At 46.7% G+C, this 25,248-nt stretch carries 23 protein-coding genes and 1 pseudogene; 18 read left to right on the forward strand and 6 right to left on the reverse strand.

Annotation, left to right across the window (positions count from 1 at the left end; all coding sequences use genetic code 11):
- The 5 genes from dnaB to CUS_RS07875 all read left to right on the forward strand — a co-directional run bounded on the left by dnaB (position 1) and on the right by CUS_RS07875 (position 6,046).
- Positions 1 to 1,386, forward strand: coding sequence for a replicative DNA helicase (gene dnaB / locus CUS_RS07855; protein WP_002849400.1), 1,386 nt, complete (start codon positions 1 to 3; stop codon positions 1,384 to 1,386).
- Positions 1,376 to 2,710 (forward strand): tRNA lysidine(34) synthetase TilS, encoded by a 1,335-nt coding sequence (tilS, locus tag CUS_RS07860; protein WP_002849368.1) that lies wholly within the window; start codon positions 1,376 to 1,378, stop codon positions 2,708 to 2,710. Before dnaB ends, tilS begins: the two co-directional genes overlap by 11 nt.
- 38 nt (positions 2,711 to 2,748) lie before the next feature.
- On the forward strand, positions 2,749 to 4,782 hold the full coding sequence (ftsH, locus tag CUS_RS07865; protein ID WP_080559535.1) for an ATP-dependent zinc metalloprotease FtsH: 2,034 nt from the start codon (positions 2,749 to 2,751) through the stop codon (positions 4,780 to 4,782).
- 125 nt (positions 4,783 to 4,907) lie between these two features.
- A complete protein-coding gene (locus tag CUS_RS07870) occupies positions 4,908 to 5,678 on the forward strand; it encodes a TIGR00282 family metallophosphoesterase (RefSeq protein WP_002849377.1) in 771 nt (256 codons plus the stop codon).
- A gap of 107 nt (positions 5,679 to 5,785) precedes the next feature.
- Positions 5,786 to 6,046 carry a stage V sporulation protein S gene (locus CUS_RS07875; RefSeq protein ID WP_037276934.1) on the forward strand — a complete coding sequence of 87 codons (261 nt, stop codon included), beginning with the start codon at positions 5,786 to 5,788 and terminating at the stop codon, positions 6,044 to 6,046.
- Positions 6,047 to 6,196: 150 nt separating this feature from the next.
- Here CUS_RS07875 and CUS_RS07880 read toward each other — a convergent pair whose 3' ends face one another.
- A complete protein-coding gene (locus CUS_RS07880) occupies positions 6,197 to 7,396 on the reverse strand; it encodes an acetate/propionate family kinase (RefSeq protein WP_002849528.1) in 1,200 nt (399 codons plus the stop codon).
- Between the two features lie 180 nt (positions 7,397 to 7,576).
- Here CUS_RS07880 and CUS_RS07885 point away from each other — a divergent pair, with 180 nt between their 5' ends.
- The 4 genes from CUS_RS07885 (at position 7,577) to CUS_RS07900 (ending at position 11,449) form a co-directional block, all read left to right on the forward strand.
- Positions 7,577 to 8,743, forward strand: coding sequence for a tRNA(Met) cytidine acetate ligase (locus tag CUS_RS07885; RefSeq protein ID WP_002849319.1), 1,167 nt, complete (start codon positions 7,577 to 7,579; stop codon positions 8,741 to 8,743).
- A 93-nt stretch (positions 8,744 to 8,836) separates the two neighbouring features.
- Positions 8,837 to 9,106 (forward strand): ACT domain-containing protein, encoded by a 270-nt coding sequence (locus CUS_RS07890; protein WP_002849384.1) that lies wholly within the window; start codon positions 8,837 to 8,839, stop codon positions 9,104 to 9,106.
- A 16-nt stretch (positions 9,107 to 9,122) separates the two neighbouring features.
- On the forward strand, positions 9,123 to 10,478 hold the full coding sequence (locus CUS_RS07895; RefSeq protein WP_002849182.1) for a PFL family protein: 1,356 nt from the start codon (positions 9,123 to 9,125) through the stop codon (positions 10,476 to 10,478).
- A 122-nt stretch (positions 10,479 to 10,600) separates the two neighbouring features.
- Complete coding sequence (locus CUS_RS07900; RefSeq protein ID WP_002849364.1) at positions 10,601 to 11,449, forward strand: histidinol-phosphatase HisJ family protein; 849 nt, start codon at positions 10,601 to 10,603, stop codon at positions 11,447 to 11,449.
- Here CUS_RS07900 and CUS_RS07905 read toward each other — a convergent pair.
- Positions 11,438 to 11,893, reverse strand: a complete 456-nt coding sequence (locus CUS_RS07905; RefSeq protein ID WP_415753094.1) for a sigma-70 family RNA polymerase sigma factor — start codon at positions 11,891 to 11,893, stop codon at positions 11,438 to 11,440. The genes CUS_RS07900 and CUS_RS07905 overlap by 12 nt on opposite strands.
- Before the next feature lie 237 nt (positions 11,894 to 12,130).
- On the opposite strand from CUS_RS07905, the gene CUS_RS07910 reads away from it, so the two are divergent.
- The 3 genes from CUS_RS07910 to CUS_RS07920 are packed head-to-tail and all read left to right on the forward strand — an operon-like array spanning position 12,131 to position 15,031.
- Positions 12,131 to 12,679, forward strand: coding sequence for a cysteine hydrolase family protein (locus tag CUS_RS07910; protein WP_002849305.1), 549 nt, complete (start codon positions 12,131 to 12,133; stop codon positions 12,677 to 12,679).
- Positions 12,679 to 13,494 carry a hypothetical protein gene (locus tag CUS_RS07915; RefSeq protein WP_002849375.1) on the forward strand — a complete coding sequence of 272 codons (816 nt, stop codon included), beginning with the start codon at positions 12,679 to 12,681 and terminating at the stop codon, positions 13,492 to 13,494. The genes CUS_RS07910 and CUS_RS07915 overlap by 1 nt, the downstream gene beginning before the upstream one ends.
- 16 nt (positions 13,495 to 13,510) lie before the next feature.
- On the forward strand, positions 13,511 to 15,031 hold the full coding sequence (locus CUS_RS07920) for a nicotinamide phosphoribosyltransferase domain-containing protein (RefSeq protein WP_002849341.1): 1,521 nt from the start codon (positions 13,511 to 13,513) through the stop codon (positions 15,029 to 15,031).
- Positions 15,032 to 15,115: 84 nt separating this feature from the next.
- On the opposite strand, the gene CUS_RS07925 is transcribed toward CUS_RS07920, so the two are convergent.
- On the reverse strand, positions 15,116 to 16,282 hold the full coding sequence (locus CUS_RS07925) for an MFS transporter (protein ID WP_002849460.1): 1,167 nt from the start codon (positions 16,280 to 16,282) through the stop codon (positions 15,116 to 15,118).
- 13 nt (positions 16,283 to 16,295) lie between these two features.
- On the reverse strand, positions 16,296 to 18,743 hold the full coding sequence (locus tag CUS_RS07930) for a beta-mannosidase (protein WP_002849293.1): 2,448 nt from the start codon (positions 18,741 to 18,743) through the stop codon (positions 16,296 to 16,298).
- Between the two features lie 140 nt (positions 18,744 to 18,883).
- Between CUS_RS07930 and CUS_RS20635 the strand changes: the two genes are divergently transcribed.
- Positions 18,884 to 19,015 carry a hypothetical protein gene (locus CUS_RS20635; RefSeq protein ID WP_002849405.1) on the forward strand — a complete coding sequence of 44 codons (132 nt, stop codon included), beginning with the start codon at positions 18,884 to 18,886 and terminating at the stop codon, positions 19,013 to 19,015.
- A 10-nt stretch (positions 19,016 to 19,025) separates the two neighbouring features.
- Positions 19,026 to 20,375, forward strand: coding sequence for a recombinase family protein (locus tag CUS_RS07935; RefSeq protein ID WP_242831546.1), 1,350 nt, complete (start codon positions 19,026 to 19,028; stop codon positions 20,373 to 20,375).
- Positions 20,376 to 20,384: 9 nt separating this feature from the next.
- Here CUS_RS07935 and CUS_RS19160 read toward each other — a convergent pair.
- Positions 20,385 to 20,684: pseudogene (locus tag CUS_RS19160) on the reverse strand (sigma-70 family RNA polymerase sigma factor); the annotation flags it as partial.
- Positions 20,685 to 20,963: 279 nt separating this feature from the next.
- Here CUS_RS19160 and CUS_RS07940 point away from each other — a divergent pair.
- The 4 genes from CUS_RS07940 (at position 20,964) to tsf (ending at position 24,141) form a co-directional block, all read left to right on the forward strand.
- Entirely contained in the window at positions 20,964 to 21,836 is an 873-nt protein-coding gene (locus CUS_RS07940; protein WP_002849314.1) for a sporulation initiation factor Spo0A C-terminal domain-containing protein, read from the forward strand.
- Positions 21,837 to 21,899: 63 nt separating this feature from the next.
- The gene (locus tag CUS_RS07945) at positions 21,900 to 22,199 is read left to right on the forward strand and encodes a YlmC/YmxH family sporulation protein (protein WP_002849188.1); all 300 of its coding nucleotides are present in this window, start codon (positions 21,900 to 21,902) and stop codon (positions 22,197 to 22,199) included.
- Positions 22,200 to 22,402: 203 nt separating this feature from the next.
- The gene (gene rpsB / locus CUS_RS07950; RefSeq protein WP_002849321.1) at positions 22,403 to 23,131 is read left to right on the forward strand and encodes a 30S ribosomal protein S2; all 729 of its coding nucleotides are present in this window, start codon (positions 22,403 to 22,405) and stop codon (positions 23,129 to 23,131) included.
- A 92-nt stretch (positions 23,132 to 23,223) separates the two neighbouring features.
- Positions 23,224 to 24,141 carry a translation elongation factor Ts gene (tsf, locus tag CUS_RS07955; RefSeq protein WP_002849514.1) on the forward strand — a complete coding sequence of 306 codons (918 nt, stop codon included), beginning with the start codon at positions 23,224 to 23,226 and terminating at the stop codon, positions 24,139 to 24,141.
- 365 nt (positions 24,142 to 24,506) lie between these two features.
- Here the strand turns inward: tsf and CUS_RS07960 are convergent, their stop codons facing one another.
- Positions 24,507 to 24,968 carry a CPBP family intramembrane glutamic endopeptidase gene (locus CUS_RS07960; protein WP_227945405.1) on the reverse strand — a complete coding sequence of 154 codons (462 nt, stop codon included), beginning with the start codon at positions 24,966 to 24,968 and terminating at the stop codon, positions 24,507 to 24,509.
- Positions 24,969 to 25,248 lie beyond the last annotated feature (280 nt).

Here is a 25,248-nt window from a genome sequence, read left to right on the forward strand (position 1 = left end):
ATGCCCGATCGCATAGATAATATCGACTATGATGGTGCTGCGCCCGCCGACAAAGTTCAGCGGGCAATACCATTCAGCCCCGAAGCTGAGGAAGCTGTCATCGGTTCGATACTGTTAGACCCGATAGGTACCCGCGAAAAGGCGATGGAAATGCTCAAACCTGAGAATTTCTATATGCCCCAGCTGCAAAAGGTCTTTTCGATACTGATGCGAATGTTCACTACGGGCAAGGCTGAGGATATCGTCACGGTTGTCGATGAATGTGTTAATACAGGCGTTTTTGAAACCAGTACTATGGCGATGAACTACCTGTATGGTCTGATGGAAAATGTGCCATCGACCAAGAATATCGAGAGTTATTGTAACATAATCCTGCAAAAGGCGCAGATGCGCTCTCTGCTGAATGTCGCCAACGAGATAATCGACGGTGTCAACAAGGGCGGAAATGATCCCGGCGCACTGCTTGACAGTGCTGAGCAGAAGATATTCAATATCCGTCAGGGCAAAGATGTTGAGGGACTTACAAGGATAAGCGATGTCATCGTGGAAACTTTCCATCACCTGACCGAGATATCAGGTCCCGATGCAGCTGAGTTTCAGGGCGCAAGATCGGGTTTCTCACAGCTTGACAGCATAACGACAGGTTTGCAGAAGACCGACCTTATAGTGCTGGCTGCAAGACCTGCGATGGGTAAATCTGCTTTTGCACTGAATATGGCGGTCAACTGCTGCAAGGCGACTAAGCGCGATGTTGTCATATTCTCACTCGAAATGGGTAAAGAACAGCTGGTATCGAGAATGCTGGCTTCGGAAGGCAAGGTCAACAATACTCTGCTGAGAAACGGTGAGATGAAAGATGATGACTGGACTAAGCTGGCGGAAGCGGCAGATGTTCTTTCACAGCTTCCCATCTACCTTGATGACGGCGCGGGCGGCGTAACTGTGCCGAAGATGAAGGCAAAACTCAGAAGAATGAAAAATCTTGGGCTTGTAGTCATTGACTACATACAGCTGATGGAGTCGCCAAACAAGCACAGCAGCCGTGTTACCGAAGTTTCCGAGATTACCAGACAGATAAAGCTGATGGCTAAAGAGCTGAGTGTGCCGATAATCGCACTGTCACAGCTGTCACGTAGTTCGGAAAAGCGTGAGGATAAGCGACCAATGCTCTCTGACTTGAGAGAATCGGGTTCTATCGAGCAGGACGCAGATATAATCATGTTCCTTTACAGAGATGCTTATTATGCAGATTCAAAGGAAGACCAGACTGTGGCAGAATGTATCGTGGCGAAGAACCGTCATGGTCAGACGGCAACAGTCAAACTCAGCTGGATAGGCGAGTACACATTGTTCAGAGGATTGGAATTCAGAAAAGATGAAAAGTGAGTTAGCCGCAAAGGTCGAGAGAACTATCCGAAAATTTCATATGGCTGAAAAGGGCGAGCGCTTGCTGGTCGGGCTTTCGGGCGGAGCAGACAGCGCTGCGCTCCTTTTGTGTCTTGATGAACTGGGATACGATGTTTCGGCGTGCCATGTCAATCACTGTATACGCGGCGAGGAAGCTGACAGAGATCAGCATTTCTGCGAAAGGCTGTGTGAGGGGCTGGGTATCGGGATAATAGTCAGGCGTGTCGATGTACCCGCCTATTGTCGGGCTAATCCCGTATCGGAAGAAGAGGGCGCAAGACTGTTAAGGTATAATGCTTTACAGGAAATATCCGCCGATAAGATATGTACAGCTCATAACCTTGATGACTGTCTTGAAACAACGCTGTTCAATCTGGCTAGGGGTTCGGGGCTGAAAGGTATAGCTTCCATCCCGCCTGTAAGAGGGAATATCATCCGCCCGCTGATAGAGTGCAGCCGCGCTGATATCGAAGCATATCTGGCTGAGCGTGGTCAGGATTTCGTAACAGATTCGACTAATTTGCTTGACGAATATTCACGAAACAAGCTGCGTCACAAGGTTGTGCCTGTGTTAAGAGAGATCAATCCGTCACTTATGGAAACTTTTGCGAAAACGCTGGGCTTTCTGCGTGAAGACAGCGCATTTCTTGAAAAAACGGCGGATAAGGCTTTTGAAGAGAGCATTATAGGAGATGGATTTTCACGTAAAACCATCAGAGGTCTTGATTATCCTCTGCGCAGAAGGGTAATAATGCGTATACTGGCAAAAAATGATATCGGGATAAGTCAGGATAAGATCGAGTTGATCGAACAGCTTGTTAACAACGGCGGAAAAGCAAGTGTCAAGTCAGAATGCTTTGCATATACAAAGTCAGATATCCTTTATATCTACAACGAAAATAACAGACCTAAAAGCGCCGAAGATGAGGTCGTTATCAGACCCGATACTGTTATTATCTGGCAAAACAGACATATTTGCTTTAAAATTATAGAAATTGATGGGAAATTTGAAAATGTTAATAAAAAGTTTGCAAATTCCTGCTTAGATTATGATAAAATAAGAGGTGTTATTGTGTTGAGAAAGCGCCGCGCAGGTGACAAGATAAGACTGGTCGGGCGCAGCTTCAATTCTGATGTAAGAGTGCTTATGAAACAGGCTTTTCCCGCTCATAAGCGCGATGGTGCTGTGATACTTGCCGATGACGAGGGCGTTGTGCTCGCGGAGGGCAGCGGTGCCGCTGAAAGGGTTAAGATCGACGATAACACAAGGCGTGTGCTTGTATTTGATGATAGGCGTGAATAACCACTGTTTATGACAGTATTTTCACGCTGTTTTCACATATGAGGTCTATACTTAATCGGTATAGCAAAGCGGCTCGCCGCAAAATCAGAACAAAAGGATGTGATCGATTGAAAAACGGAGGAAGATCGCTGCTGATCTATCTGATAGTTTCGATCTGTATTATTACAGGTCTGGTCTATATGCTGATGAGCATGAGCAGTAAGTCCGATGAGGTCAAGTATTCCGAAGTAATGGGGCATTTTGATGCTTTGGAGGTTTCGGAGTTTCAGCTTGATCTGGGTTCGGGTGAACTGAAATACAAGCTCAAGGACGCACCGGATGAAGAGAAAAACTATAAGGTGCCCAACGTTTCACTTTTTGTAAGCGAGGTGCTGGGCGGTGAAGAAGCTGTCAACTACCGCAAGCAGTATGATGCTGCAAACCCAAATGATCCCTTGCAGTATGACCTTATACCGATATCGGATAACAGCTTCTGGCTCAATCTGATACCGACTTTCCTGATGCTTGGTGTCATGATATTCTTCTTTGTATTCATGATGAAGAGCGCAGGCGGCGGAAAGATGACAGGTTTCGGCAAGACCAACGCAAGGCTCGCGCCAAGCAGCAAAAAAGCAACTTTTGCCGATGTTGCGGGTGCTGATGAAGAAAAGGAAGAACTCAAGGAGATCGTAGATTTCCTTAAAGACGGCAGAAAATATGCTGAGATCGGTGCAAGGATACCCAAAGGCGTGCTTCTGCTGGGACCTCCCGGTACAGGTAAAACTCTGCTGGCAAGGGCTGTTGCAGGCGAGGCTAATGTGCCTTTCTTCTCGATCTCAGGTTCCGACTTTGTTGAGATGTTCGTCGGTGTCGGCGCTTCCCGTGTCAGAGATCTGTTCGAGCAGGCTAAGAAAAGCGCTCCTTCGATAATATTTATTGATGAGATCGATGCTGTCGGCAGACAGAGAGGTGCAGGTCTTGGCGGCGGTCATGATGAGCGTGAGCAGACGCTGAACCAGCTTCTGGTCGAAATGGACGGCTTTGAGGACAACGAGTCAGTCATAGTAATGGCTGCTACCAACAGACGTGATATCCTCGACCCGGCGCTCCTAAGACCGGGCAGATTTGACAGGCAGATACTTGTCAGCTACCCAGATGTAAAGGGCAGAGAAGAGATACTGAAAGTCCACACCAAGAACAAGCCCCTTGCGCCTGATGTTGACCTTTCCACTATCGCTAAGTCAACTGTAGGCTTTACAGGTGCAGATCTTGAGAACCTTGTTAATGAGGCCTCGCTGCTGGCGGCTCGAAAGAACAAGAAAGCCATCACCAGAGAGGATTTGGAAGAGGCTTCCATCAAGGTCGTTGCAGGTCCCGAAAAGAAATCCAAAGTGGTTTCAGAGCAGGAAAGAAAACTCACGGCTTACCATGAGGGCGGTCACGCTATCTGCACTTACTATGCACAGAAGCAGGATAAGGTGCATCAGGTCACCATTATACCCAGAGGTCAGGCGGGCGGCTTTACAATGAGTCTTCCCGAAAAGGATAAGGCTTTTGTCAGCAAGAACGAGATGTATAACAATATCGTTGTTCTGCTGGGCGGTCGTGTTGCTGAAAAGCTGATACTTGACGATATCTCAACAGGTGCATCCAACGACCTCGAAAGGGCAACTGCTACCGCGAGAAATATGGTCACAAGATACGGCTTCAGCGATAATCTGGGTCCTGTGGTTTACGGTCAGGGTGAGCACGAAGTGTTCCTCGGCAGAGATTATACCAACACTCCCAGCTATTCTGACAATGTTGCCGCTGAGATCGACAATGAGATCAGAACCATCGTTGAGAATGCTTTTGAGGAAGCGGAAACTATCCTTAAGGAACACATGGATCAGCTTCATATGATCGCTAAGTATCTGATGAAGCATGAAAAGATCGATGGTCCTAACTTCGAGCGCCTTATGAAAGGTGAGATGCCTGCATCTGAGTACGAAGAAACCAAACAGGAAGTGGAAGTCAAGATCGATATGCCTTTCCTTTTTGATGAAGATGGAAAGAGTGAGCCTGTTTCCGATAACAAAGATAACGATCAGTAATTATATGATGCCGATGCCCGAAAGGGTGTCGGCATTTTTTACAGCAAATATTTTTAACTTTCTATTGCTTTTTTTTGTGATTTGTAGTATAATACAATTATCTGAAAAATAGAAGAGGTATTGATATGAACCTGTTGTTTATCGGTGATGTTGTTGGGCGTTCGGGCTGTGATTATCTTGAAAGCCGTTTGTTTGACATAAAAAGAGAGTATGATATAGATGTAACGGTCGTCAACGGTGAGAATTCAGCGCAGGGCAACGGTATAACTCCCGAGTCTTTTGACAGGCTGATGCGCATGGGGGTCGATGTGGTCACAACGGGTAACCACTGTTTCAGGCGGAAGGAAACTGCTGATCTCTATGACAGCAGTGAGTTTCTTATCAGACCTGCGAATTTTCCCGACGGCGTACCGGGCAGGGGAGTCACTTATATTGATCTATGTCCTGTCAAGATAGCAGTTGTCAATCTAATGGGTACCATGTTTCTTGAAAGCCTTGACAATCCTTTCATAAAGATGGACGAACTGCTGAAAGAGATCGACACACCGAATATCATCGTGGATTTCCATGCTGAAGCTACCAGTGAGAAAAAAGCGATGGGCTTCTATTTGCAAAAGCGCGTGACTGCTGTGCTGGGTACTCATACCCATGTCCAGACTGCTGATGAGTGCATTCTGGGTGGTCACACTGCCTATATCACCGATGCCGGTATGACAGGTCCCGAATTGTCGGTACTTGGTGTTGACAGTGAACTTATTATCAGTAAATTCAAATATCATATGCCTGTTAAATTTGAAGAAAGCAAAAACCCCCCTTTTTTGAATGGCGTTGTGGTAACGTTTGATGAAAAATCGGGAAAATCGACAAATATTTCCAGATTAATTAGTCGTAAATAAACAAAATAAGGAAATAACTATTGCAAAATATTTCAAAATGTAGTATAATATTACTGTAAAGTGATAAAAGCACGTAGCATTATTTTGAGTATAAGGAGGGTTAGATGGTGGAGGTTTTGAAGGTTTCATCACGATCTGTACCTAATTCTGTTGCTGGCGCTATCTCGGGCGTTATCAGGGATAAGGGCGCTGTTGAGGTTCAGGCAGTCGGCGCAGGCGCTGCAAATCAGGCGATCAAGGCTATTGCTATCGCAAGGGGATATCTTGCACCTGTCGGCATAGATATGATATGTATCCCTGCGTTCGCCAACGTTGAGATAGACGGTGAGGAAAGAACAGCTATCAAGCTGATCTGTGAGCAGAGATGAATTATTGCGCGGAGTTTTGGCTTCGCGCTTTTTGTTTTACGACTATTTCTTTCAAACGACTGCTAAGTTTTACATATCGGCTGAATAACCATATCTTGTTTTTGCAAAAAAATCTCCCCTGTGCGTACACACAGGGGAGTTATTTGTATATTACTTGGAGAACAGTGCCAGAGTATCTCTTGCGATCAGCAGTTCCTCATTGGTAGGTACAACGTATACCTTTACCTTAGAATCATCAGTGGAGATCTCCTGCAGCTTGCCGCGGCAGTTGTTCTTCTCGGCATCTATCTTGATGCCCATGAACTCCAGACCTTCGCAGGACTCTGCTCTTACCTCAGGTGCATTCTCACCGATGCCGCCTGTGAACAGAACTGCATCAACACCGCCCATTGCAGCAGCATAAGAACCGATGTACTTCTTGATCTGATAGGTCAGCATCTCGTTTACTGCCTGTGCCTGCTCGTTGCCCTCAGCAGCAGCCTTCTGGATATCTCTGTTATCAGAACTGATGCCTGATACGCCCAGGAAACCTGACTTCTTGTTCATGTAAGCAGTCATCTCGTCAGGGGTGAAGCCCTTCTTCTTAGCTACGAACTCAACAGCAGATGGGTCAACAGCGCCGCAGCGTGTACCCATTACCAGACCGTCCAGAGGAGTGAAGCCCATGGAAGTATCAACAGACTTGCCGCCGTCAACCGCAGTGATGGAAGAACCGTTGCCCAGATGGCAGGAAACTATCTTCAACTCTTCAGGCTTCTTGCCAAGCACCCTTGCAAGTTCGCCCGAAACAAATCTGTGAGAAGTACCGTGGAAACCGTACTTTCTTACATGCAGTTCAGTGTAGCAGTCATAAGGCAGACCGAACAGGAAAGCCTTTCTGGGCATGGTTGCGTGGAATGCTGTATCGAATACGACAGCCTGAGGTGTGCCTTCGGGCAGAACAGCCTTACATGCTCTCAGTGCCAGTGCGTGTGGGTGATTGTGAACAGGTGCCAGCTCAGCCAGAGCATCTATCTTGTCGATGACCTCATCAGTAACAGCACATGTCTCACGGAATATCTCAGCACCCTGTACTATTCTGTGACCTACAGCAGAGATCTCGTCCATCGAATCGATGACCTTTGTATCACCGCTTGTCAGTACCTCTACCAGCTTCTCAAAAGCCTCAGTGTGTGTTGGGAAATTGCAGTCAGCCTCATAGCTTCTGCCGTCGCCTGTCTTGGCGCTTACATGACCGTCAATGCCTATACGGTCGCAGTTACCCTTTGCTATAACGCTCTCGTCCTCCATGTTCAGCAGCTGATACTTCAGCGAGGAAGAACCTGCGTTAACAACCAGTATGATCTTCATTGGAAAAATATCTCCTCTCAATAAGTAATGTGATATCATATCGGGCTTGACAATCCCGCTGTGATATCATATAATATTAGTATAACAATAATTGCTTTAAATTTCAAGTATGTTTTACATAAATATACATTTTGCACAATATTTATTCTGTGAATTTGTTAATAGTGAGGAGGGCAAGCTATGAAGATCGCAGCAGTTATAGCTGAGTATAATCCTTTTCACAACGGTCATAAGCATCAGCTTGCCGAAACAAGGCGGTTCGGTGCGACACATATCGTTGTTATCATGAGCGGTGCGGCTGTTCAGCGCGGCGATGTAGCTGTGGCAGACAAATTCTTCCGCGCGCAGACGGCGCTTGAAAACGGTGCCGATCTCGTTATCGAACTGCCATGTCCTTATTCCTGTTCGAGTGCCGAGCGGTTTGCAAGGGGCGGTGTACAGCTGCTTGCAGGCTTAGGTGAGGGCGGCGTTACGATGCTTTCTTTCGGCTGCGAGGATGCCGATATTACGCTGCTGAAAAAGGCAGCTGAGATATCAGCGGAACTTGATGATTCGGAATATGTGCGTAATATGCTGGAAAACGGTGTTCCTTATCCCGCAGCTGTGGCTTCCGCTGCGGGTATACCCGCTATACGTGCTGTGCTGGATAAGCCGAATAACATGCTTGCCATCGAATACATAAAAGCACTGGGTAAATACGCTCAGTGGGTCGAACCTTTCGCTGTTGCCAGAAAAGGTGCTGACCATGACAGCGCTTCACCGACAGACGGCATAGCCAGTGCTTCATATATCAGGGAACTTATCGGGGCGGGCGAGGATCATTCTGCCTTTGTACCGAAAATTTTGCAGGACGAGCCTTTTCTTATCAAAAACGCAGATAAGTCGCTGCTGCTGAAAATAATGACAGCTTCGGCTGCTGAGATACAACGCCTGCCCGATATGTCTGCTCACCTTGCAAGGCGTTTTGTGAATACCCGTGAAACAAAGTGCGAGGTCATTCGTTCAGTTGATGACTTTGCAGCACAGTTCAAGCACAAGGCGGTCACACTTGCAAGGGTACGGCGAATGATACTTTATCTTGCACTGGGGGTGACTTCGCACGACTTTTTCGATGTGCCTTACGGCAGAGTTCTGGCACTCAACGAACGCGGGCGTGAGATATTTGCGGCGTGCAAAAACAATACCCTGGAATACGGCACTTCACTGGCATCGCTCGAAAAGCTGTCTGCAAGGGCGGCGAGGATATCTGAACTGGAGCGGAATGCTGTCACTTTACAGCAGATGTGTGTCAGCGGCAGGGCAGAGTTCAGAAATGAGTACAGAAGAAAGATAGTGCTGTCCCGTTAATAGAATGTTTATAAAATTAGCTATTGGCAAAAGCGGGATAATGTGGTATAATAAATAGGTTAAAATAAAATGTAACGAAAGGCGGTCATATATATGAGAGCAGTTGTAACTGTTATCGGTAAGGATACTGTAGGCATTCTGGCAAAGGTCAGCACCAAGTGCGCTGAGCTGAATGCGAATGTTGAGGAGGTAACACAGTCGGTGTTGCAGGAACTTTTTGCTATGATAATGGTAGTTGATATCTCCAAGCTGAATTCTGATTTCGCCACCCTCAGTGACAGCCTGACTGCGCTGGGTGATGAAATGGGCGTTAAAGTCCACGTAATGCACGAGGATATTTTCAACTGCATGCACCATATCTAAGGAGTGACTCTGACAGATGATAAACGTATATGATATTCTTGAAACTATACGTATGATACAGGACGATTGTCTTGACATACGTACTATAACAATGGGCATTTCTCTGCTTGACTGTATCGACAGCGATATTGACAAGGCTTGCGAGAAGGTCTATGAAAAGATAACCACTAAGGCGAAAGACCTTGTAAAGGTCGGTGAGCAGATAGAGAAAGAACTGGGCATACCGATAATAAACAAGCGTATTTCGGTGACTCCTATCGCTATCGTTTCTGCGGCATGCAAGGGTTCACCCGTAAAGTTTGCCCATGCTATGGACAGGGCAGCCAAAACTGTCGGTGTAAACCTGATAGGCGGTTACTCGGCACTGGTGCCTAAGGGCTTCTCGGCAGGCGATATCGAGCTTATCAAGTCTATTCCCGAAGCACTCGCTACCACTGAGAGAGTTTGCTCATCTGTAAATATCGGCTCTACCAAGACAGGCATCAATCTTGATGCTGTAAAGCTGATGGGCGGCATTATACGTGAATGTGCTGAAAAGACTGTTGACCAGGCTTGCTTCGGTGCGGCTAAACTGGTGGTATTCTGCAACGCTGTTGAGGACAACCCCTTTATGGCAGGTGCTTTTCACGGTGTCGGTGAGCCTGACTGCATGATAAATGTCGGTGTTTCCGGTCCCGGTGTTGTAAGGGCGGCTCTTAAAAAGTATCCTGATGCTGATATCACAGGCATTGCAGATGTTATTAAGGAAATTTCCTATAAGATAACCCGCGTCGGTCAGCTGGTAGGCACTATCGCTTCTGAGCGTCTTGGCGTGCCTTTCGGTATAGTTGACCTGTCACTTGCGCCTACACCTGCTGTTGGTGACTCAGTAGCGCATATACTTGAAGAGATAGGTCTTGAAAAGTGTGGTACTCACGGCACTACTGCCTGTCTTGCCATGCTCAATGATGCTGTCAAGAAGGGCGGCGTTATGGCTTGCTCACGCATCGGCGGACTTTCGGGTGCGTTCATACCCGTTTCAGAGGATGCAGGCATGATAGCTGCGGCTAAGAGCGGCGCGCTCTGCATAGAGAAGCTGGAAGCTATGACAGCAGTCTGCTCGGTAGGTCTTGATATGATAGTTGTACCCGGTGACACTCCCGCTGATACCCTTTCTGCAATAATCGCAGATGAAGCGGCTATCGGTATGGTAAACTGCAAGACAACAGCTGTCAGAGTTATCCCCGCCATCGGTAAAGATGTGGGTGAAGAACTCGACTGGGGCGGTCTGTTCGGCTGCGGACCTGTTATGCCGCTCAAAAAGGAATCGGCAAGCAAGTTCATCAATCGCGGCGGTCAGATACCTGCGCCTCTGCACAGCCTTAAAAACTGATATTTCGGGGGCAGCCTTGTGCTGCCCTTGTTTTGTTGAAAAAGGTAATTTTACATACAGGCATAAAGCACAGCCCAACGGGCTTTTTGGAATGCTTATAGAAAGACCACAAAGGTGATACTATGGAAAAAATACTTCTCGATATGCACACACACAGCAGTCATTCCCCCGATGCTGATGACAGCGCTTCGGCTATGTGCGAAAAAGCTGCCGAACTGGGTATGAAGGCTTATGCGCTGACCGATCACTGCGATGTTAACTTCTGGGAGGAAGCACCGTCACCGGAAACTATTGATGCCATGATGTACGGCGCGGGCAGGTATGCACTTGCGAGCATAGCAGAGCAGACCGAACTGCGTGAGCGCTTTGCGGAAAAGTTCGACTTGATCGTGGGTATCGAACTCGGTCAGCCGATGCAGAACATAGAAAAAGCAGAACTGATCGCAAATGACCCTCGCCTTGACTTCATCATCGGTTCGCATCACATGAATGCAGGTGTCGATGATTTCTATTATCTTGATTACAGCAAGATGTCAGCCGAAGAAATAGACCATCTTCTGTGTGACTGCTTTGAGCAGACTTTAGAAATGTGTCAGTGGGGCAAATTCGATGTGCTGGGGCATCTGACATATTCGCTGAGGTACATCTGCGGCGAATACGGCATAGATGTCAGCCTTGAAAAGTACGAAGAGGTCATAAGAGAGATCTTCGGCACGCTTATTTCAAAGGGGAAGGGCATTGAGATTAACACATCGGGTCTCCGCCAGAAATACGGGCAGACTTTCCCGACTTTTGAATTGGTGAAACTCTATCGTCAGCTGGGCGGCGAGATACTTACCATCGGTTCGGATGCGCATCGCACTGCCGATCTCGGCAAAGGCATCGCGGAGGGTATCGCGCTTGCGAAAGCGGCAGGTTTTGACAGGGTGACATACTTCAAAAAACATGAGCCGCATTTCTTAAAGCTGTGATTTGATCTTGTCGAGTGCGTTTTTTTCAAGGCGGCTGACCTGTGCCTGCGATATGCCTATCTCTTTTGCGACCTCCATTTGAGTGTGTCCCTTGTAAAACCGCAGGAACAAGATGTTCTTTTCACGGTCTTTGAGGGTCTTTAACGCTTCTTTCAGGTTAAGTTCTTCAAGCCAGCTTTTGTCATCGTTGCTGTCACAGATCTGGTCAACGATGTACAACGCATCACCGCCCTCAGTGTAGACGGGTTCGTATATCGATACAGGGTCGGTTATTGACTCCAAAGCGGTTACGATATCGGCACGCTTTTCACCTGTCAGTTCGGCTATCTCGTCTATGCTCGGTTCACGCTGATGCTTTGCTATAAAACTTTCCTTTGCCTGCATAGCTTTGTAAGCAAGGTCGCGCATCGAACGGCTCACCCTGATGGGGCGGAAATCTCTCATATAGCGCTTTATTTCTCCCAATATCATTGGCACAGCGTTGTGCAGTCGAAAAAGCGGCGGCGATCATTAGGATCGCCGTTTTTTTGTTATATATTGCGAATATGTACAATAGACTGTGTGTAATTTTATATATATTGACATGTTGACAAAAACGCATATTAGTGCTATAATGATAACAACAAAGAGATAATAACTAAAAGTTACAAAGAAAACAAAACTTGAAAGGAAGGTCTTACTATGAAAATGTTGGTAGCTATTGATCTGCAAAAGGATTTCACAACAGGTGTTCTCGGAAACGCTGAATGCGATAAGGCGGCTGACAAGGCGGCTGAAAGGATAGCGGCATTCCGCAGAGAAACTCCCGATACCCCTGTGATATTCACACTTGATACCCATACTGAGGATTACATGAATACTCAGGAGGGAAAGAATCTTCCTGTTGTACACTGTGTTCGCGGCACTGATGGCTGGAAGCTGGACGAGCGCATCGAAGCGGTCAGGGCTGAGGGTGATATAATGGTCGAGAAGCCTGTATTCGGTTCGGCTGAACTGCCCGCAGTCATCAGAAAAGCGGCAGGCGGCAAAGATATTGAAGAGATAGAGTTCATCGGTGTCTGCACAGATATATGCGTTATCTCCAACGCGATGATAGTAAAGGCTGCTTTCCCCGAAGTACCCATTGTTATAAACAGCGAATGCTGTGCAGGCGTAACACCGCAGTCGCACGAAAATGCACTCAGCGCGATGGCTGTCTGCCAGATGAAAATAGAAAGGAATGAGGCATAATGCTCAGCTATAAGATAGACGGCGGAGAATTTATCAAGCCGCAGTTCGACAATTACCCCGATGGTACCATGAAGATAGACGTTGCGCAGGCTGACAAATGCGAAAAGGTCGAAATTCGATGGCTTTACGAGAACGAAACTGAGCAGATGCAGCTTTTCTTTATCGCATCTAATCTGAAAGAACGTTTTCCAAAAGCCGAAATGACGCTTTTCATGCCCTATCTGCCCAACGCAAGAATGGACAGAGTTCACAGCGATACAGAGGTGTTCACGCTGAAATATTTCTGCCGCTTTATAAATGCCATCGGCTTTGACAAGGTGACTGTGCTGGACGTTCATTCAAGTGTTGGCGCGGCACTGCTTGACAGGTGCGAGAACCTGTCCCCTGCGCCGTATATCGGAAAGGCTTTGGAAGCCGCCGGCTTTGACCCCGATAACGACTATCTTTTCTTCCCCGATGAGGGTGCTATGAAGCGCTATTCTTCGATGTTCACGGTAAAGCATGCAGGTTTCGGCATAAAGAAGCGTGACTGGTCAACAGGCAAGATACTGGGTCTTGATGTTGACGGCGATGATCCCGCAGGCAGGAATATCTTTATAATAGATGATATCTGTGCTTACGGCGGAACTGTTTTCTACTCGGCACAAAAGCTGAAAGAACTCGGCTGCAAGGATATAAACGTTTATTTCAGCCATTGTGAAAATTCAATTGAAAAAGGCAAGCTGTTCGGCTGTGGGCTGATAAAGAATATCTACACCACAAACTCCATCTGCACACTGGCAGAAAACGACATACTTAAGATAATGAAGCTGTAAGAAAGGAAGATACACCATGAAAGGCATAAATGCTGCACTGATGTGCGACTTTTACAAGATAGTCCACAGAGATATGATAAACCGGAAGATGACTAAGTCGATGTCTTACTATACTCCGCGAATGAGCCGTGTAAAGCGTTGGGATAAGGTGGTCATGTTCGGGCTTCAGATGTTCTGCAAGACCTGGCTTATCGACTACTTCAACGATAATTTCTTTGCAGTGCCCGAAGAGGAGATAGTTGCCGATTACAAGCGCGTGCTTGACAATTCTTTCGGCAAGGGCATCTACAACACTTCTTCCATTGTTGAACTTCACAGACTGGGCTACCTGCCGCTGGAGATAATAGCACTGCCTGAGGGCACTCTTGTACCTGTACATGTCCCGATGTTCGGCATAACCAACACCCACCCTGATTTCGCATGGCTTCCGCAGGCGCTTGAAAGCCTTATCTCTGCTGAGATGTGGTACCCGCAGATAACAGCAACAGTCGGCAAGACCTACCGCGATATAGTCAACAAGTATTACGACCTGACCTGCGATGACAACATATCCCGCGCTAAGGCACTGGGTTCGTTCGATTTCAGGGGCGACCAGGGACTTGATGCGGCACTTAAAGCGGCGGCAGGCTGGTGCATGTCTTTTGAGAATACTGCTACCGTTCCCGCGATACCGTATCTTGAAAAGATGTTCGGTGCAGACTGTGAGAAAGAGTCTGTTGCATACGGCGCGGTCAGCACAGAACATTTTGTGATGTGCTCGAACTATGCAGTTGACGGCGATGAGGAAACTTTCCTCAGGAAGATGCTCAGGGAACTTTATCCGAACACCAGCTTTTCGGCAGTACTTGACTCCTACGATTACTGGAATGTCATCGACAATATCCTGCCAAAGCTGCACGATGACATCATGGCGCACAACGGCTGTATGCTGATGCGCGGCGATTCGGGCGACTGCGTTGAAGTTGTCACAAAGACAGTCTTCAAGCTGTGGGAACAGTTCGGCGGAACAGTGAACAGCAAGGGCTACAAGGTGCTTGACCCTCACGTTAAAGCCATTTACGGCGACAGCATAACAGTTCAGCGCTGTGAGATGATATATGAGATACTGATGAAGAACGGTTTTGCCTGCTCGAATGTGGCGCTGGGTGTCGGTTCTTTCTCGATGCACTGCATAGAAGAGGACGATGACATCACCGTTACAACGGCAGACGGTCAGCAGATAAAGGGTAGGGCGACTATCCTCAAGCCTTTCACGCGCGATACTTTTTCCAGCTGCATCAAGGCTTGCTATGCTGAGATAGACGGCAAAGAGTACCCCATCTTTAAAAACCCGAAAGAGGGCGGATTCAAAAAGAGCCAGAAGGGTCTGTGCTACGTTTACCGCGATGAAAACGGTGAACTTGCCTACAAGGACGGCTACGTTGGCAGCAATATCCCCGACGGCAACCTGCTTGAAACTGTCTTTAAGGACGGCAGGATAGTCAGGGAATTTACCCTCAGCGATATAAGAAACAGGCTCAACAACAACGCTTTCTGAATAACAAAACGGCGGTCTTTGCGGACCGCCGTTTTGCTGTATATGTTTGATGCACGCTGTTAAAATAATTTCGTGCATCTGCGCTTATGAGATCTCTTTTGACTTCTTTACCGTGAATTTCAGCACATAAAGCAGCAGGCAGAACATCACTGCGCTTATCGGCAGCACGACTATTGCCTTGCCGTATCCCGCTTTTTCTACCAGTCCACCGAAGAATGCGTTGAAGCCGATGTCGAAGAATGTTGCAATGCTTAATACCATGCCTGTTGCAGTGCCGGCTTCGGCAGGGTCGTAAAATTTGCCTATCAGCATGACAAGCATCGGGTAAATTATCGAAAATGCCACTCCCGATGCGCCCACCAGCAGCATACCGCTTTTGCCCAGCGCGATGCCTGTTGTGTAAAGTCCTGCGCCTGCCGCTGACCATATCAGCAGGCTTCTGAAAATGCCTATCCTGTCGATAAGCGGTGCGAATACCAGCCGCCCGACGGTTATCCCGCCGAAGAAAAGAGAAAGGTAGAATGCCGATATCTGCACCGTGAAACCGAGATATTCGCTGCCGTAAGATGTCAGCCAGTTCATAAGCCCGTGTTCTGCAACGAAGTAACCGCCGCATATCAGTATCAGCAGGGGACTTGCGGGTTCTTTAAGCATCTTAAAATATCCGCCGCCGCTGCTTTCAGGCTTTTCGGGGTCGGGCAGTTTCAGCGTCACCAGAAGTGCCAGACATATCAGTGCCGCTGTAAGCAGTATGGCGTTGGCGATGTGCCAGTATCTCAGCTTATCGGCAAATCGTCCGCCGACATTCTGTGAGAAGGTTATGCCTGCCCCTTGCAGAAAGTTGAAAATGCTCACCAGCATCGCAGGCGATGCAAAAAGCAGGGGAGTGATGATGTTGACCGATGTGGATATCATAGTCGAGCCGCCCATCGAGAATATCATGGCTATCAGCAGAATGTAGTAATTCTCGGTGAAAACGTAGGTCGCCAGTGCCGCAGCCCAAAGCAGCAGCACCCCGCCGATGAACCTCTTGCGCGGCATTCTGTCAGAGAGGTATCCGCCCACTGACAGAAACAGCAGATTGCCCACGTAGCTTATCATTATTATCCTGCCTGCCTGCGGTTCTGTCAGCGAAAATGAACTGCGCAGCTGCGGCAGAAATACGCCCCTCAGCGAGTCTGATGCCGCAGTTATGGTCATAATAAGCCCGCAGAACAGCACCGCAGTTATTTTTGAGTTTTTCTTTTCCATCAGCTGCCACCTGTCAGTAGTTTTGTATTTGCAGCTGTGATCTCAGCTGTTCGGCAGTCATGTTTTCGGGCAGCTGTGACTTATCTGCTGTTATGCTGACTTTCTCACTGCCGTGAATATCGAACCAGTTATCTGAAAAAATGCAGTCATAGTCTTTCAGTGACAGGCAGACGCTCTTAGCGTAATTGTCAGATGTCAGTCCTATTTCAAAGATGTCGCCTCTGTCATGTACTTCTGCATTTATCTTGCTGGGAAGGAAGATAAATTCCTTTGGTCTGACGAACAGTGTCGTGCCGCCGCTTATGACTTCGCCGTTCTTTATCAGCTTGTATTCGAGGTATTTTGTTCGTCTGTCCTCGCGTTCTGCAAGTTCGGCAGAGTAGTCTGTCATGCACATTTTCTTTGCTGACATCGCTTTGATGATGCCCCTGCATTCGCCCTTGCAGATGATACTGCCGTCATTCCCGCGCAGATTTTCAATTATAGTAAGTTCTTCATCGTTCAGCGTATCATTGGTGACATATAGCGCGGGCTTTGCAGGTTCGCTGTCATCACAGCTGAGGAGTATCGGCGCATGGAATTTCCTTGCGTAATAGTGCAGGGCTTTCCATCGCCCGAAATAGTCGATACTCGACCATGAGATGACAGGATTTGAGTCGTTTACCTGCCAGTAAGCCGAACCCATACAGCGACCTCTTGCGCGGCGCATATGTTCAACATTTGAGCGTATGCAGTCAGCCTGAACTATCTGCGAGCAGTATATCAGCCGCCTGAAATCGTATGGGTAGTTGACCATCTGTGCCAGATAGTACATTACTTTTTCGTTGCCCTGTGTACATTTCTGGTGCGCCTGCATGACATTTCCGCATAAGTCCAGGTCACCCTTGCTCTCGTCTGCAAAATACAGGCAGGTCTTTATGTCGGGCAGACTTTCAAAACCGTATTCCGAGCAGAAGCGGTAGTGGTACTGTCTGAAAGCCTCAATGGGCTTGAAATTGTGCCATACGTCCCAGTAATGCTTGTCGCCTGCTTGGGCGGAGTCGGGATCGGTACCGCCGCCGCCCGATGATGGTGAGGACGGCCAGTAGAAGGTTTCGGGGTCAAGTTCACTGAGCATAGAGGGTATGATGTCCTCGAAAAGCCGCAGATAGTCGGCTTTGCACTGCTTGTCATCAGCCCAGCCCCAGTATCTCCATGCTGATTCTATCTCGTTGTTGCCGCACCACATGCCGAGAGAAGCGTGATTTCTCAGCCTGAGGATATTGTCTTTGAACTCAGCGCGTACAGTACTTTCAAACTCAGGTGTCAGCAGGTAAGCCGAACATGCGAACATGAAGTCCTGCCAGATGATAAAGCCGTTCTCATCGCACCAGTCGTAGAAATATTCATCGGGATAATATCCGCCGCCCCATACTCTTATGAAATTATAGTTGGCAGCCTTGCAGTCATCCAGCAGTTTAACGGTACGTTCTTTTGTACAGCGGGTAACTATCTGGTCTTCGGGGATATAGTTTGCACCCATAGCGAATATCCTGACACCGTTGTTTATAAAGCAGAACTCCTTGCCCCATTCATCTTTTTCCTGTGATATGGTCAGCGTGCGCAGACCTATACGCTTCGTTACGCTGTCAAAGATATGTTCGCCGCAGTACATCTCAACTGTACAGGTGTAGAGCGGCTGTTCGCCCAGACCTCTGACCCACCATAGTTTTGGGTCATCTATCACGACCTCAGCTTTGCCCTCCTCGATCGGAAAAGTCTGTGAGATGCCGTCGGGGGAGGTGACAGTAAGCCTTGCCGATATCTTTTCCGGCGGGTCGGTTTCCAATATGTCCATATCAGCTGTACAGCAGAGGGTAACTTTGCCGCCCTCATGCTTCTGGGTGAAATAAATGCTGTTTATCCTGCCCTTGTCAAAAAAGCAGAGCGAAACGTTACGCCATATGCCCATATCAGGCAGTTTTGGACCCCAGTCCCAGCCGAACATGCAGTGTGCTTTGCGCAGATGCGGATAGCCTGCCATTGAATGTTCAACGCCGATAAGCGGGCGTTCTTTCTGCTTCTGACGGATATACTCGTTTGGCGAAAACAGTTTTACCGTCAGAATATTGCCTTTTTCTTTCAGTTTTCCGTTGGCATCGTATTCCCATATGCGGTGCATGTTGTCGGTCTTGCCCAGCAGTTCACCGTTAAGGCAGACTTCTGAAAGCGTGTCGATGCCGTCAAAGCGAAGTATCTTTCTGCCGCAGTCAAGCAGCTGGCTGTCAACATCGAAAGTTTTTTCAAATGTGCAGCCGTTGTCACAGATGTCTGTGGATATATATTCGTTCTCACGGTAATATGGGTCGGGGATAACTTTATTTTCGATAAGTGTTTTGTATAATGAGCATGGTACATCGGCGGTATAGGTCTTTTCTCCGCTCTTCAGCGACCAGCTTTTATTTAGATCAAGTCTGTACATATTCAACTTCCTTTCGGCTGATACTTTTTAGATATTATATCACTCAAAAACACTGTCGTCAATAGATGTATACGATTGCAATTCGTTAAATTTCTGATTATTTTTTGTATATCTGCCAATAATTTTTCTGAGGTGATAACATGTTAAGAATAAACAGAACAGTCGGCAGGGACGGCAAGCCTATGGCAGAGGGAAGACCCGCTGAAAGCGAAGCGCTTCGCCTGCTTTTAAATGAGATATCAGCACGTATCATAAGTACAGATGAAGAATAAGGACAAGCGCATGACAGCGCTCTATATAAGGGTATCGACCGATGCGCAGTTTGAAGAGGGTTATTCTGTTGATGCACAAAAGGAAAAGCTGGCACAGTTCTGCAAGCTGAAAGATATCGAAAACTATGGATTTTACATCGACGGCGGCTGGTCTGGAAGCAACATCGAGCGGCCTGAGATAAAACGCATGATAGATGATATACTCGCAGACAGGATATCCGCAGTGGTGGTATATAAGCTGGACAGACTTTCACGTTCGCAGAAAGACACAATATTTCTGCTGGAAGATGTGTTCATACCCCATAACTGCGCCTTTATATCGCTGAACGAGAATTTCGATACCTCGACTCCGTACGGTAAGGCTATGATAGGAATACTGTCAGTGTTTGCACAGCTTGAAAGGGAAAACATACGTGAACGTACCCGCATGGGCATGTATGAAAGAGTACGTTCGGGACTGTGGATGGGCGGCGGGCGTGTGCCTTTCGGGTATGACTATGACCGTGAGAAAAACAGGCTCGTACCAAATGAAAAGGCTGAACAGGTCAGGCAGATATATGACCTTTATCTGCAAGGCTATTCCACCACACAGCTTGCCGCCATGTTCGATGTTTCGGGCGACCAGCATATCTCTGCCATTCTTGACAGGATGACCTATCTCGGAAAGATAAGTTTTCGCGGCGAGGTCATCGAGGGCACGCACGAGCCGATAATTGATGAAGTCACATGGCTGAGGGTCCGGGAAGAGCGGAAGAAGCGCTCGAAAAACAGCGGCGGGCAGTCGGCATACCTTTTGACGGGACTGCTGGTGTGCGGAAGGTGCGGCGCTAAGATGCGATATCAGAAATGGGGCAGGGGACTTAAGATATACTGCTACTCTCAGCAAAAGAGCAAGCCCTCGCTGGTAAAAGACCCGAACTGTGACAATATCAGATATGATGCCCGCGAGGTCGAAGAACTGGTGGTGAAAGATGTCTTTGAAAAGACAAAAAATATTTCTGCCGATAAGAACGGCGCTTCTGTGAATGTGACTGCAAGGCAGGTCTTAAAACAAAAATATGATGCCGCCGCCCGCAAGATAAAGCGCCTGTATGACCTGTATGCCAATGACGAGAACGAACTTCTGCTTGAAACCATAGAGGAGAACAAAAAACAACTCGCAGAGATAGCCGAAGCCATCAAAAGGGAGGAGAAAACAAATTCAGCGGCACGCGAACTTGAGTACAGACGAAAAACACTCTATGACTTGTGCGGTCTGTGGGACGCAATGACGCTTACCGAACGTCAGCGTGCGCTGCGCACCTGCATCGACAGGATAATACTTGACGGTGAAGATATAGATATAGTATACTCTCTGTGATTTTCGACTGCCCAATGCTGTTGGCACAGCGTAGGTAGAAAACTTAACATTCAGTCCAACATCAAAATTATCGATGGCTTTTATCAGCCCTACTACACCGACCTGAAAAAGGTCATCGGGACTTTCCTTGCCCGAAGAGAACCGCTGGAGAACGCTCAGTACGAGCCGTAGGTTGCCTTTGATAAGTTCCTCTCTTGCATTTTTGTCGCCGCATGCTGTCCGCCTGAGAAGTTCCTGTTTTTCGTTTTCGGTCAGTACCCTGAGCGTACTCGTATTGACACCGCTTATCTCTACTTTGTTATACTGCATTTTTTACACTCCGTTCCTTTTTTATGGGAATATTTTTCCCGTTTTTCGGGAAAATATTCAACATTGTTCAAACAATAGTGTAAAGTGTCGGAAAAAGAAACAATTGTTATATGATATGACACTAATTGTAAAACTTTGTGCCGAAATATTGATTTTACAGTAAAAGTCTGTTATAATCAAAATGAACGTGTCAGATGGAATGGTGGTAAAAAATAACGTGGTTATCCCGCTGACACACCACAAAAACGGCGGTTTTACAGAACTTAAGGTGGTTGGCGTATGGTGCTCAATTATCCTTTTGTTTACAGCATTTTCAGCTGGTGTGCTAAAGGGATAGTCATAAATAATAATAGTAAGATAGGAGTGTCACCCGTGCTGATAAAGGAAAGACTTCTGTTCGTAAAGGATAATGAACACGAATTTGAAAACCTGATAGAAGTTATCAAAGACCGTTATGAACTGGATTTTTGCGGGTACGACTATTCGACGATCAAATGTAAGGCAATGAACATGGATTCGGATCATATCATTTGTTCTATGGAAGGGATAGAGAAGAATGATTTCTGGAATATGGTGCCAAGTCTGCCCAAATTGACAGTACTTTACAAAGAGTGCAATATAGAGCAGATAAGGTTCTTTAATGATAAGAACATAGGCTGCTATTTTACTGTGGAAAATGATAAGTCAGAAATCGAAAGACTGTTCAATATAATATGCAGCGATGTGAAGTACAGGTACAGAGATTTTTATAACAGGATCAATAATCTTATCTATACTACCTTTGTTATAAACGGCACAAAATATTTTGAAGGCTATTCGCTGATCGTCGAAGCTGTTGTGCTCATATTTTTCGGAGATAACAGATCTGTTATGTCATCGGGCGAGATATATCGCTGTGTAGGCAGCAAGGCTGAGATCTCGGAAGCTGCGGTAGAGGTCGCACTGAGAAGGTGTATTGCACATATCTGGCAGCATAAAGAAATATTCAACAGGACAGATCTTCTGACTGATATAATAGACAGTCCTGCGCCGCCAACGAATACTAAATTCCTGTATGCAGTTGCAGACAGACTTTTCTTCAAATACAGAAGTGATTTTTACCGCTATTACGAAGCTATGAAAAACGATCAGGAAAAGAGTGGTAACCGATAATGATTCCGCATATACATGGATAACGTGAGTAAACAGTCAGTCAGACTGACAGGGGGGATATCCGTGATATGTAGTTTTTCATCGCTCAGAAACAAGGAAGTAGTCAATGTAAAGACAGGTGAGAAGATCGGTTTTGCAGATGATATCGAGTTGGACACAGCCGATGGCAGGGTCATATCGATCATAATCTACGGCAGAATCAGGGCGATGGGTCTGATGGGACGAGATGATGATGTGGTCATCAGGTGCAGTGATATCAGGCTTATCGGGGAAGATACCATATTGGTCGATGCTGGTGATACAGCAAAACCCTCAAAAGAAGCAAGATATAAAGTTGATAATTTGTTAAAAACAGAGAAGTGAAAATGCTTGCATTTTTTCTCTGAATGTGATATAATATTCAGGTAATTCACACGGACGGCTTTTAGCTTTTGGTCCCTATGCGCAATGGCATCACAGGTGCTATGTGCCTTACGGCATCATGCGGGGTTTGAGCGGATATGGCTGTTCGGAGGTTATGTAAACCGTATCAACGGAAATTTTAAACCAAACAGGAGGTTACTACAATGGCAGTAGTATCAATGAAGCAGCTTCTTGAAGCAGGTGTACACTTTGGTCACCAGACAAGAAGATGGAACCCAAAAATGGCGCCCTACATTTTCACAGAGCGCAACGGCATCTACATCATCGACCTGCAGAAGACTGTAAAAAAGCTGGAAGAGGCTTATATGTTCATCAGAAACATCTCTGCTGAGGGTCAGGAAGTACTTTTCGTAGGTACCAAGAAGCAGGCTGGCGACTCTATCAAGGAAGAGGCGCTGAGAGCAAACGCACACTATGTAAACGCTAGATGGCTGGGCGGTATGATGACCAACTTCAAGACCATCGAGCAGAGGATCAAGAGACTTGAGCAGCTGCACGCTATGGAAGAAGACGGCACTTTCGATCTTCTCCCCAAGAAGGAAGTTACCAAGCTGAAACTCGAGATAGAGAAGCTGGAGAAGTTCATGGGCGGTATCAAGAACATGAAGAAGCTGCCGGGCGCACTTTTTGTTGTTGACCCAAGAAAGGAAAAGATCGCAGTAGCAGAAGCTAAGAAGCTGGGTATCCCGGTTGTAGCTATCGTTGATACCAACTGCGACCCTGACGATGTTGACTACGTTATCCCTGGTAACGATGACGCTATCAGAGCTGTTAAGCTGATCGCAGGCTGCATGGCTAACGCTATCATCGAAGGCAGACAGGGCGAGGACGCAACTGCTGAACAGGCAGAAGCTGCTGAGGACGCTGAGTAATAATGAATTCTTCAAGGCAGACAATATGTGTATTTGTCTGCCTTGTTGTGAGTATATCACGGCATAAATATTAATTAACGGAGGTTATTAAAATGGCAAACGTAACCGTTCAGGCTATAAAGGAACTTATGAGTATAACAGGCGTTGGCATGATGGACTGCAAGAGAGCACTCGTTGCTGCTGACGGCGATCAGGATAAGGCTATCGAAGCACTGAGAGAAAAGGGTCTGGCTACACAGGCTAAGAAGAGCGGTAGAGCTGCTGCTGAGGGTACTGTAGCTGCTCTTGTAAAGGATGGCGTAGGCGTTCTGGTCGAGATCAACACTGAAACTGACTTCGCTGCTAACACTGATGATTTCAAGGCTTTCGCTGCAAGTGTTGCTAACACCATCGTTGAGAAGAACCCTGCTGATGTTGACGCTCTTAAGGCTGCTACCATCAGCGGCGGCGACAAGACTGTTGACGAAGTTCTGACTGAACTGGCAGGCATGAAGATCAGAGAGAACATCGTTATCCGTCGTTTCGTTAGACTGGAAGGCACTATTGCTTCTTACGTTCACAACGGCGGCAGCATCGGCGTTCTGGTAAAGATGGACACCGATATCAAGGACGATGCTGTTCTGGCTGTTGGTAAGGATGTTGCAATGCAGTCTGCTGCACTGAACCCTGCTTATCTGAAGCGCGATCAGGTACCTGCTGAAGTTCTCGACAAGGAGAAGGAGATCATGATGGCTCAGATGGCTGAGGATCCTAAGATGGCTAACAAGCCTGAGCAGGTAAGAGCTAAGATCGTTGAAGGCAAGGTAGGCAAGTACTACAAGGAGAACTGCCTGCTGGAACAGGCTTTCGTAAAGGACGACAAGGTTTCTGTTGAAGAGTATGTTGCAGCTGAGGCTAAGAAGCTGGGCGGTAGCATCACAATTGCTGATGTTATCCGTTTCGAGAGAGGCGAAGGCATCGAGAAGAAGGAAGAGAACTTCGCTGACGAGATCGCAAGCATGATCAAGTAATTTGTCGATCACTGTAGCGATCCAACTATTTAAATTCACAAAATCCGGTCGCAAAAGCTCGGATCTATGGATTTTGTCTGAATTTTAAGGCGGATTGCTATAATATACCTTATTGCAGAAAATGGGCATGATATATTTTTGAAAATAAGGCTGTGCGACCGAAATGGTCACACAGCCTTATTTGTTGTATTATTAATCGTGGTTATCCCGCTGACACACCACAAAAACGGCGGTTTTACAGAACTTAAGGTGGTTGGCGTATATCTTTCCCCCGCCACAGGCGGGGGAAAGATATACAACGCTCAATTATCCTTTTGTTTACAGCATTTTCAGCTGGTGTGCTAAAGGGATAGTCATATTATTAATTATAACATACAGCATAACAGATCCCAGTAAGCATGCAAGATTATCGCTGTTAAAATATTTCGGCTCTTTACAAATGTCCAGCTGAAGATCAAACTCAGAGCGATCAGCTGTAAGAATACAATATTTGTCATATATGTTACAAATATGCCTTCTCTGATCCATATCGGAAAATGTATCAGCAGAAACATAACTGCATTGCCTGAAAAAACGACCCAAGTCCTGCGGTCTTTCAAAGCTGAATTCAACAACAGTCCGCGAAATACCATTTCTTCTGTTATGCCTGCGAAGATCGCGCTCAATGCGGCTTCTGCATTAAATGATCTGTTTATCACGATGGTGCCGTTCTGATAATAATTGGGGATCAGGAACCACGCTGTAAACAGTATGATAAAGATACACATCGGTATATAATCAACTGCTTTTTTGGAATTTCCGAGAAGTTCGCTTTTTTTGAAAAACATTTGATCGCTATATCTCAGAATAAGTAATAGAGCGGGAATAAACCAGAACAATATTTTACATATGATCTCTTTGATGATGTCAATGTAAACGTGATTTGTCTGTAATTCCAATTTCGGAACGATCACACATTCCAGAATTGCCCACAACACATACAACACAAGATAATAGCTTGCGGCAATGAGCCGTACATTTTGTTTCATAAATTGCCTCCTAAAAAATATCTCTATGAGCAGACTGACTGTATGCTCTTATGTTATATATTATACCATATCTCTTCTG

It is taken from the genome of Hominimerdicola alba 8 (assembly GCF_000178155.2).
GTDB classification, from domain to species: domain Bacteria; phylum Bacillota; class Clostridia; order Oscillospirales; family Ruminococcaceae; genus Hominimerdicola; species Hominimerdicola alba_C.

Coding starts and splice junctions, on each gene's coding strand:
- dnaB (WP_002849400.1), top strand. CDS start 1: ATGCCCGATCGCATAGATAATATCGACTATGATGGTGCTGCGCCCGCC.
- CUS_RS07935 (WP_242831546.1), top strand. CDS start 19,026: ATGACAGCGCTCTATATAAGGGTATCGACCGATGCGCAGTTTGAAGAG.
- ftsH (WP_080559535.1), top strand. CDS start 2,749: ATGAGGTCTATACTTAATCGGTATAGCAAAGCGGCTCGCCGCAAAATC.
- CUS_RS20635 (WP_002849405.1), top strand. CDS start 18,884: ATGTTAAGAATAAACAGAACAGTCGGCAGGGACGGCAAGCCTATGGCA.
- CUS_RS07905 (WP_415753094.1), bottom strand. CDS start 11,893: ATGAGAGATTTCCGCCCCATCAGGGTGAGCCGTTCGATGCGCGACCTT.
- CUS_RS07885 (WP_002849319.1), top strand. CDS start 7,577: ATGAAGATCGCAGCAGTTATAGCTGAGTATAATCCTTTTCACAACGGT.
- tsf (WP_002849514.1), top strand. CDS start 23,224: ATGGCAAACGTAACCGTTCAGGCTATAAAGGAACTTATGAGTATAACA.
- CUS_RS07920 (WP_002849341.1), top strand. CDS start 13,511: ATGAAAGGCATAAATGCTGCACTGATGTGCGACTTTTACAAGATAGTC.
- CUS_RS07900 (WP_002849364.1), top strand. CDS start 10,601: ATGGAAAAAATACTTCTCGATATGCACACACACAGCAGTCATTCCCCC.
- CUS_RS07930 (WP_002849293.1), bottom strand. CDS start 18,743: ATGTACAGACTTGATCTAAATAAAAGCTGGTCGCTGAAGAGCGGAGAA.
- CUS_RS07870 (WP_002849377.1), top strand. CDS start 4,908: ATGAACCTGTTGTTTATCGGTGATGTTGTTGGGCGTTCGGGCTGTGAT.
- CUS_RS07925 (WP_002849460.1), bottom strand. CDS start 16,282: ATGGAAAAGAAAAACTCAAAAATAACTGCGGTGCTGTTCTGCGGGCTT.
- CUS_RS07880 (WP_002849528.1), bottom strand. CDS start 7,396: ATGAAGATCATACTGGTTGTTAACGCAGGTTCTTCCTCGCTGAAGTAT.
- CUS_RS07940 (WP_002849314.1), top strand. CDS start 20,964: ATGGTGCTCAATTATCCTTTTGTTTACAGCATTTTCAGCTGGTGTGCT.
- CUS_RS07960 (WP_227945405.1), bottom strand. CDS start 24,968: ATGTTTTTCAAAAAAAGCGAACTTCTCGGAAATTCCAAAAAAGCAGTT.
- CUS_RS07910 (WP_002849305.1), top strand. CDS start 12,131: ATGAAAATGTTGGTAGCTATTGATCTGCAAAAGGATTTCACAACAGGT.
- CUS_RS07895 (WP_002849182.1), top strand. CDS start 9,123: ATGATAAACGTATATGATATTCTTGAAACTATACGTATGATACAGGAC.
- CUS_RS07890 (WP_002849384.1), top strand. CDS start 8,837: ATGAGAGCAGTTGTAACTGTTATCGGTAAGGATACTGTAGGCATTCTG.
- CUS_RS07915 (WP_002849375.1), top strand. CDS start 12,679: ATGCTCAGCTATAAGATAGACGGCGGAGAATTTATCAAGCCGCAGTTC.
- tilS (WP_002849368.1), top strand. CDS start 1,376: ATGAAAAGTGAGTTAGCCGCAAAGGTCGAGAGAACTATCCGAAAATTT.
- rpsB (WP_002849321.1), top strand. CDS start 22,403: ATGGCAGTAGTATCAATGAAGCAGCTTCTTGAAGCAGGTGTACACTTT.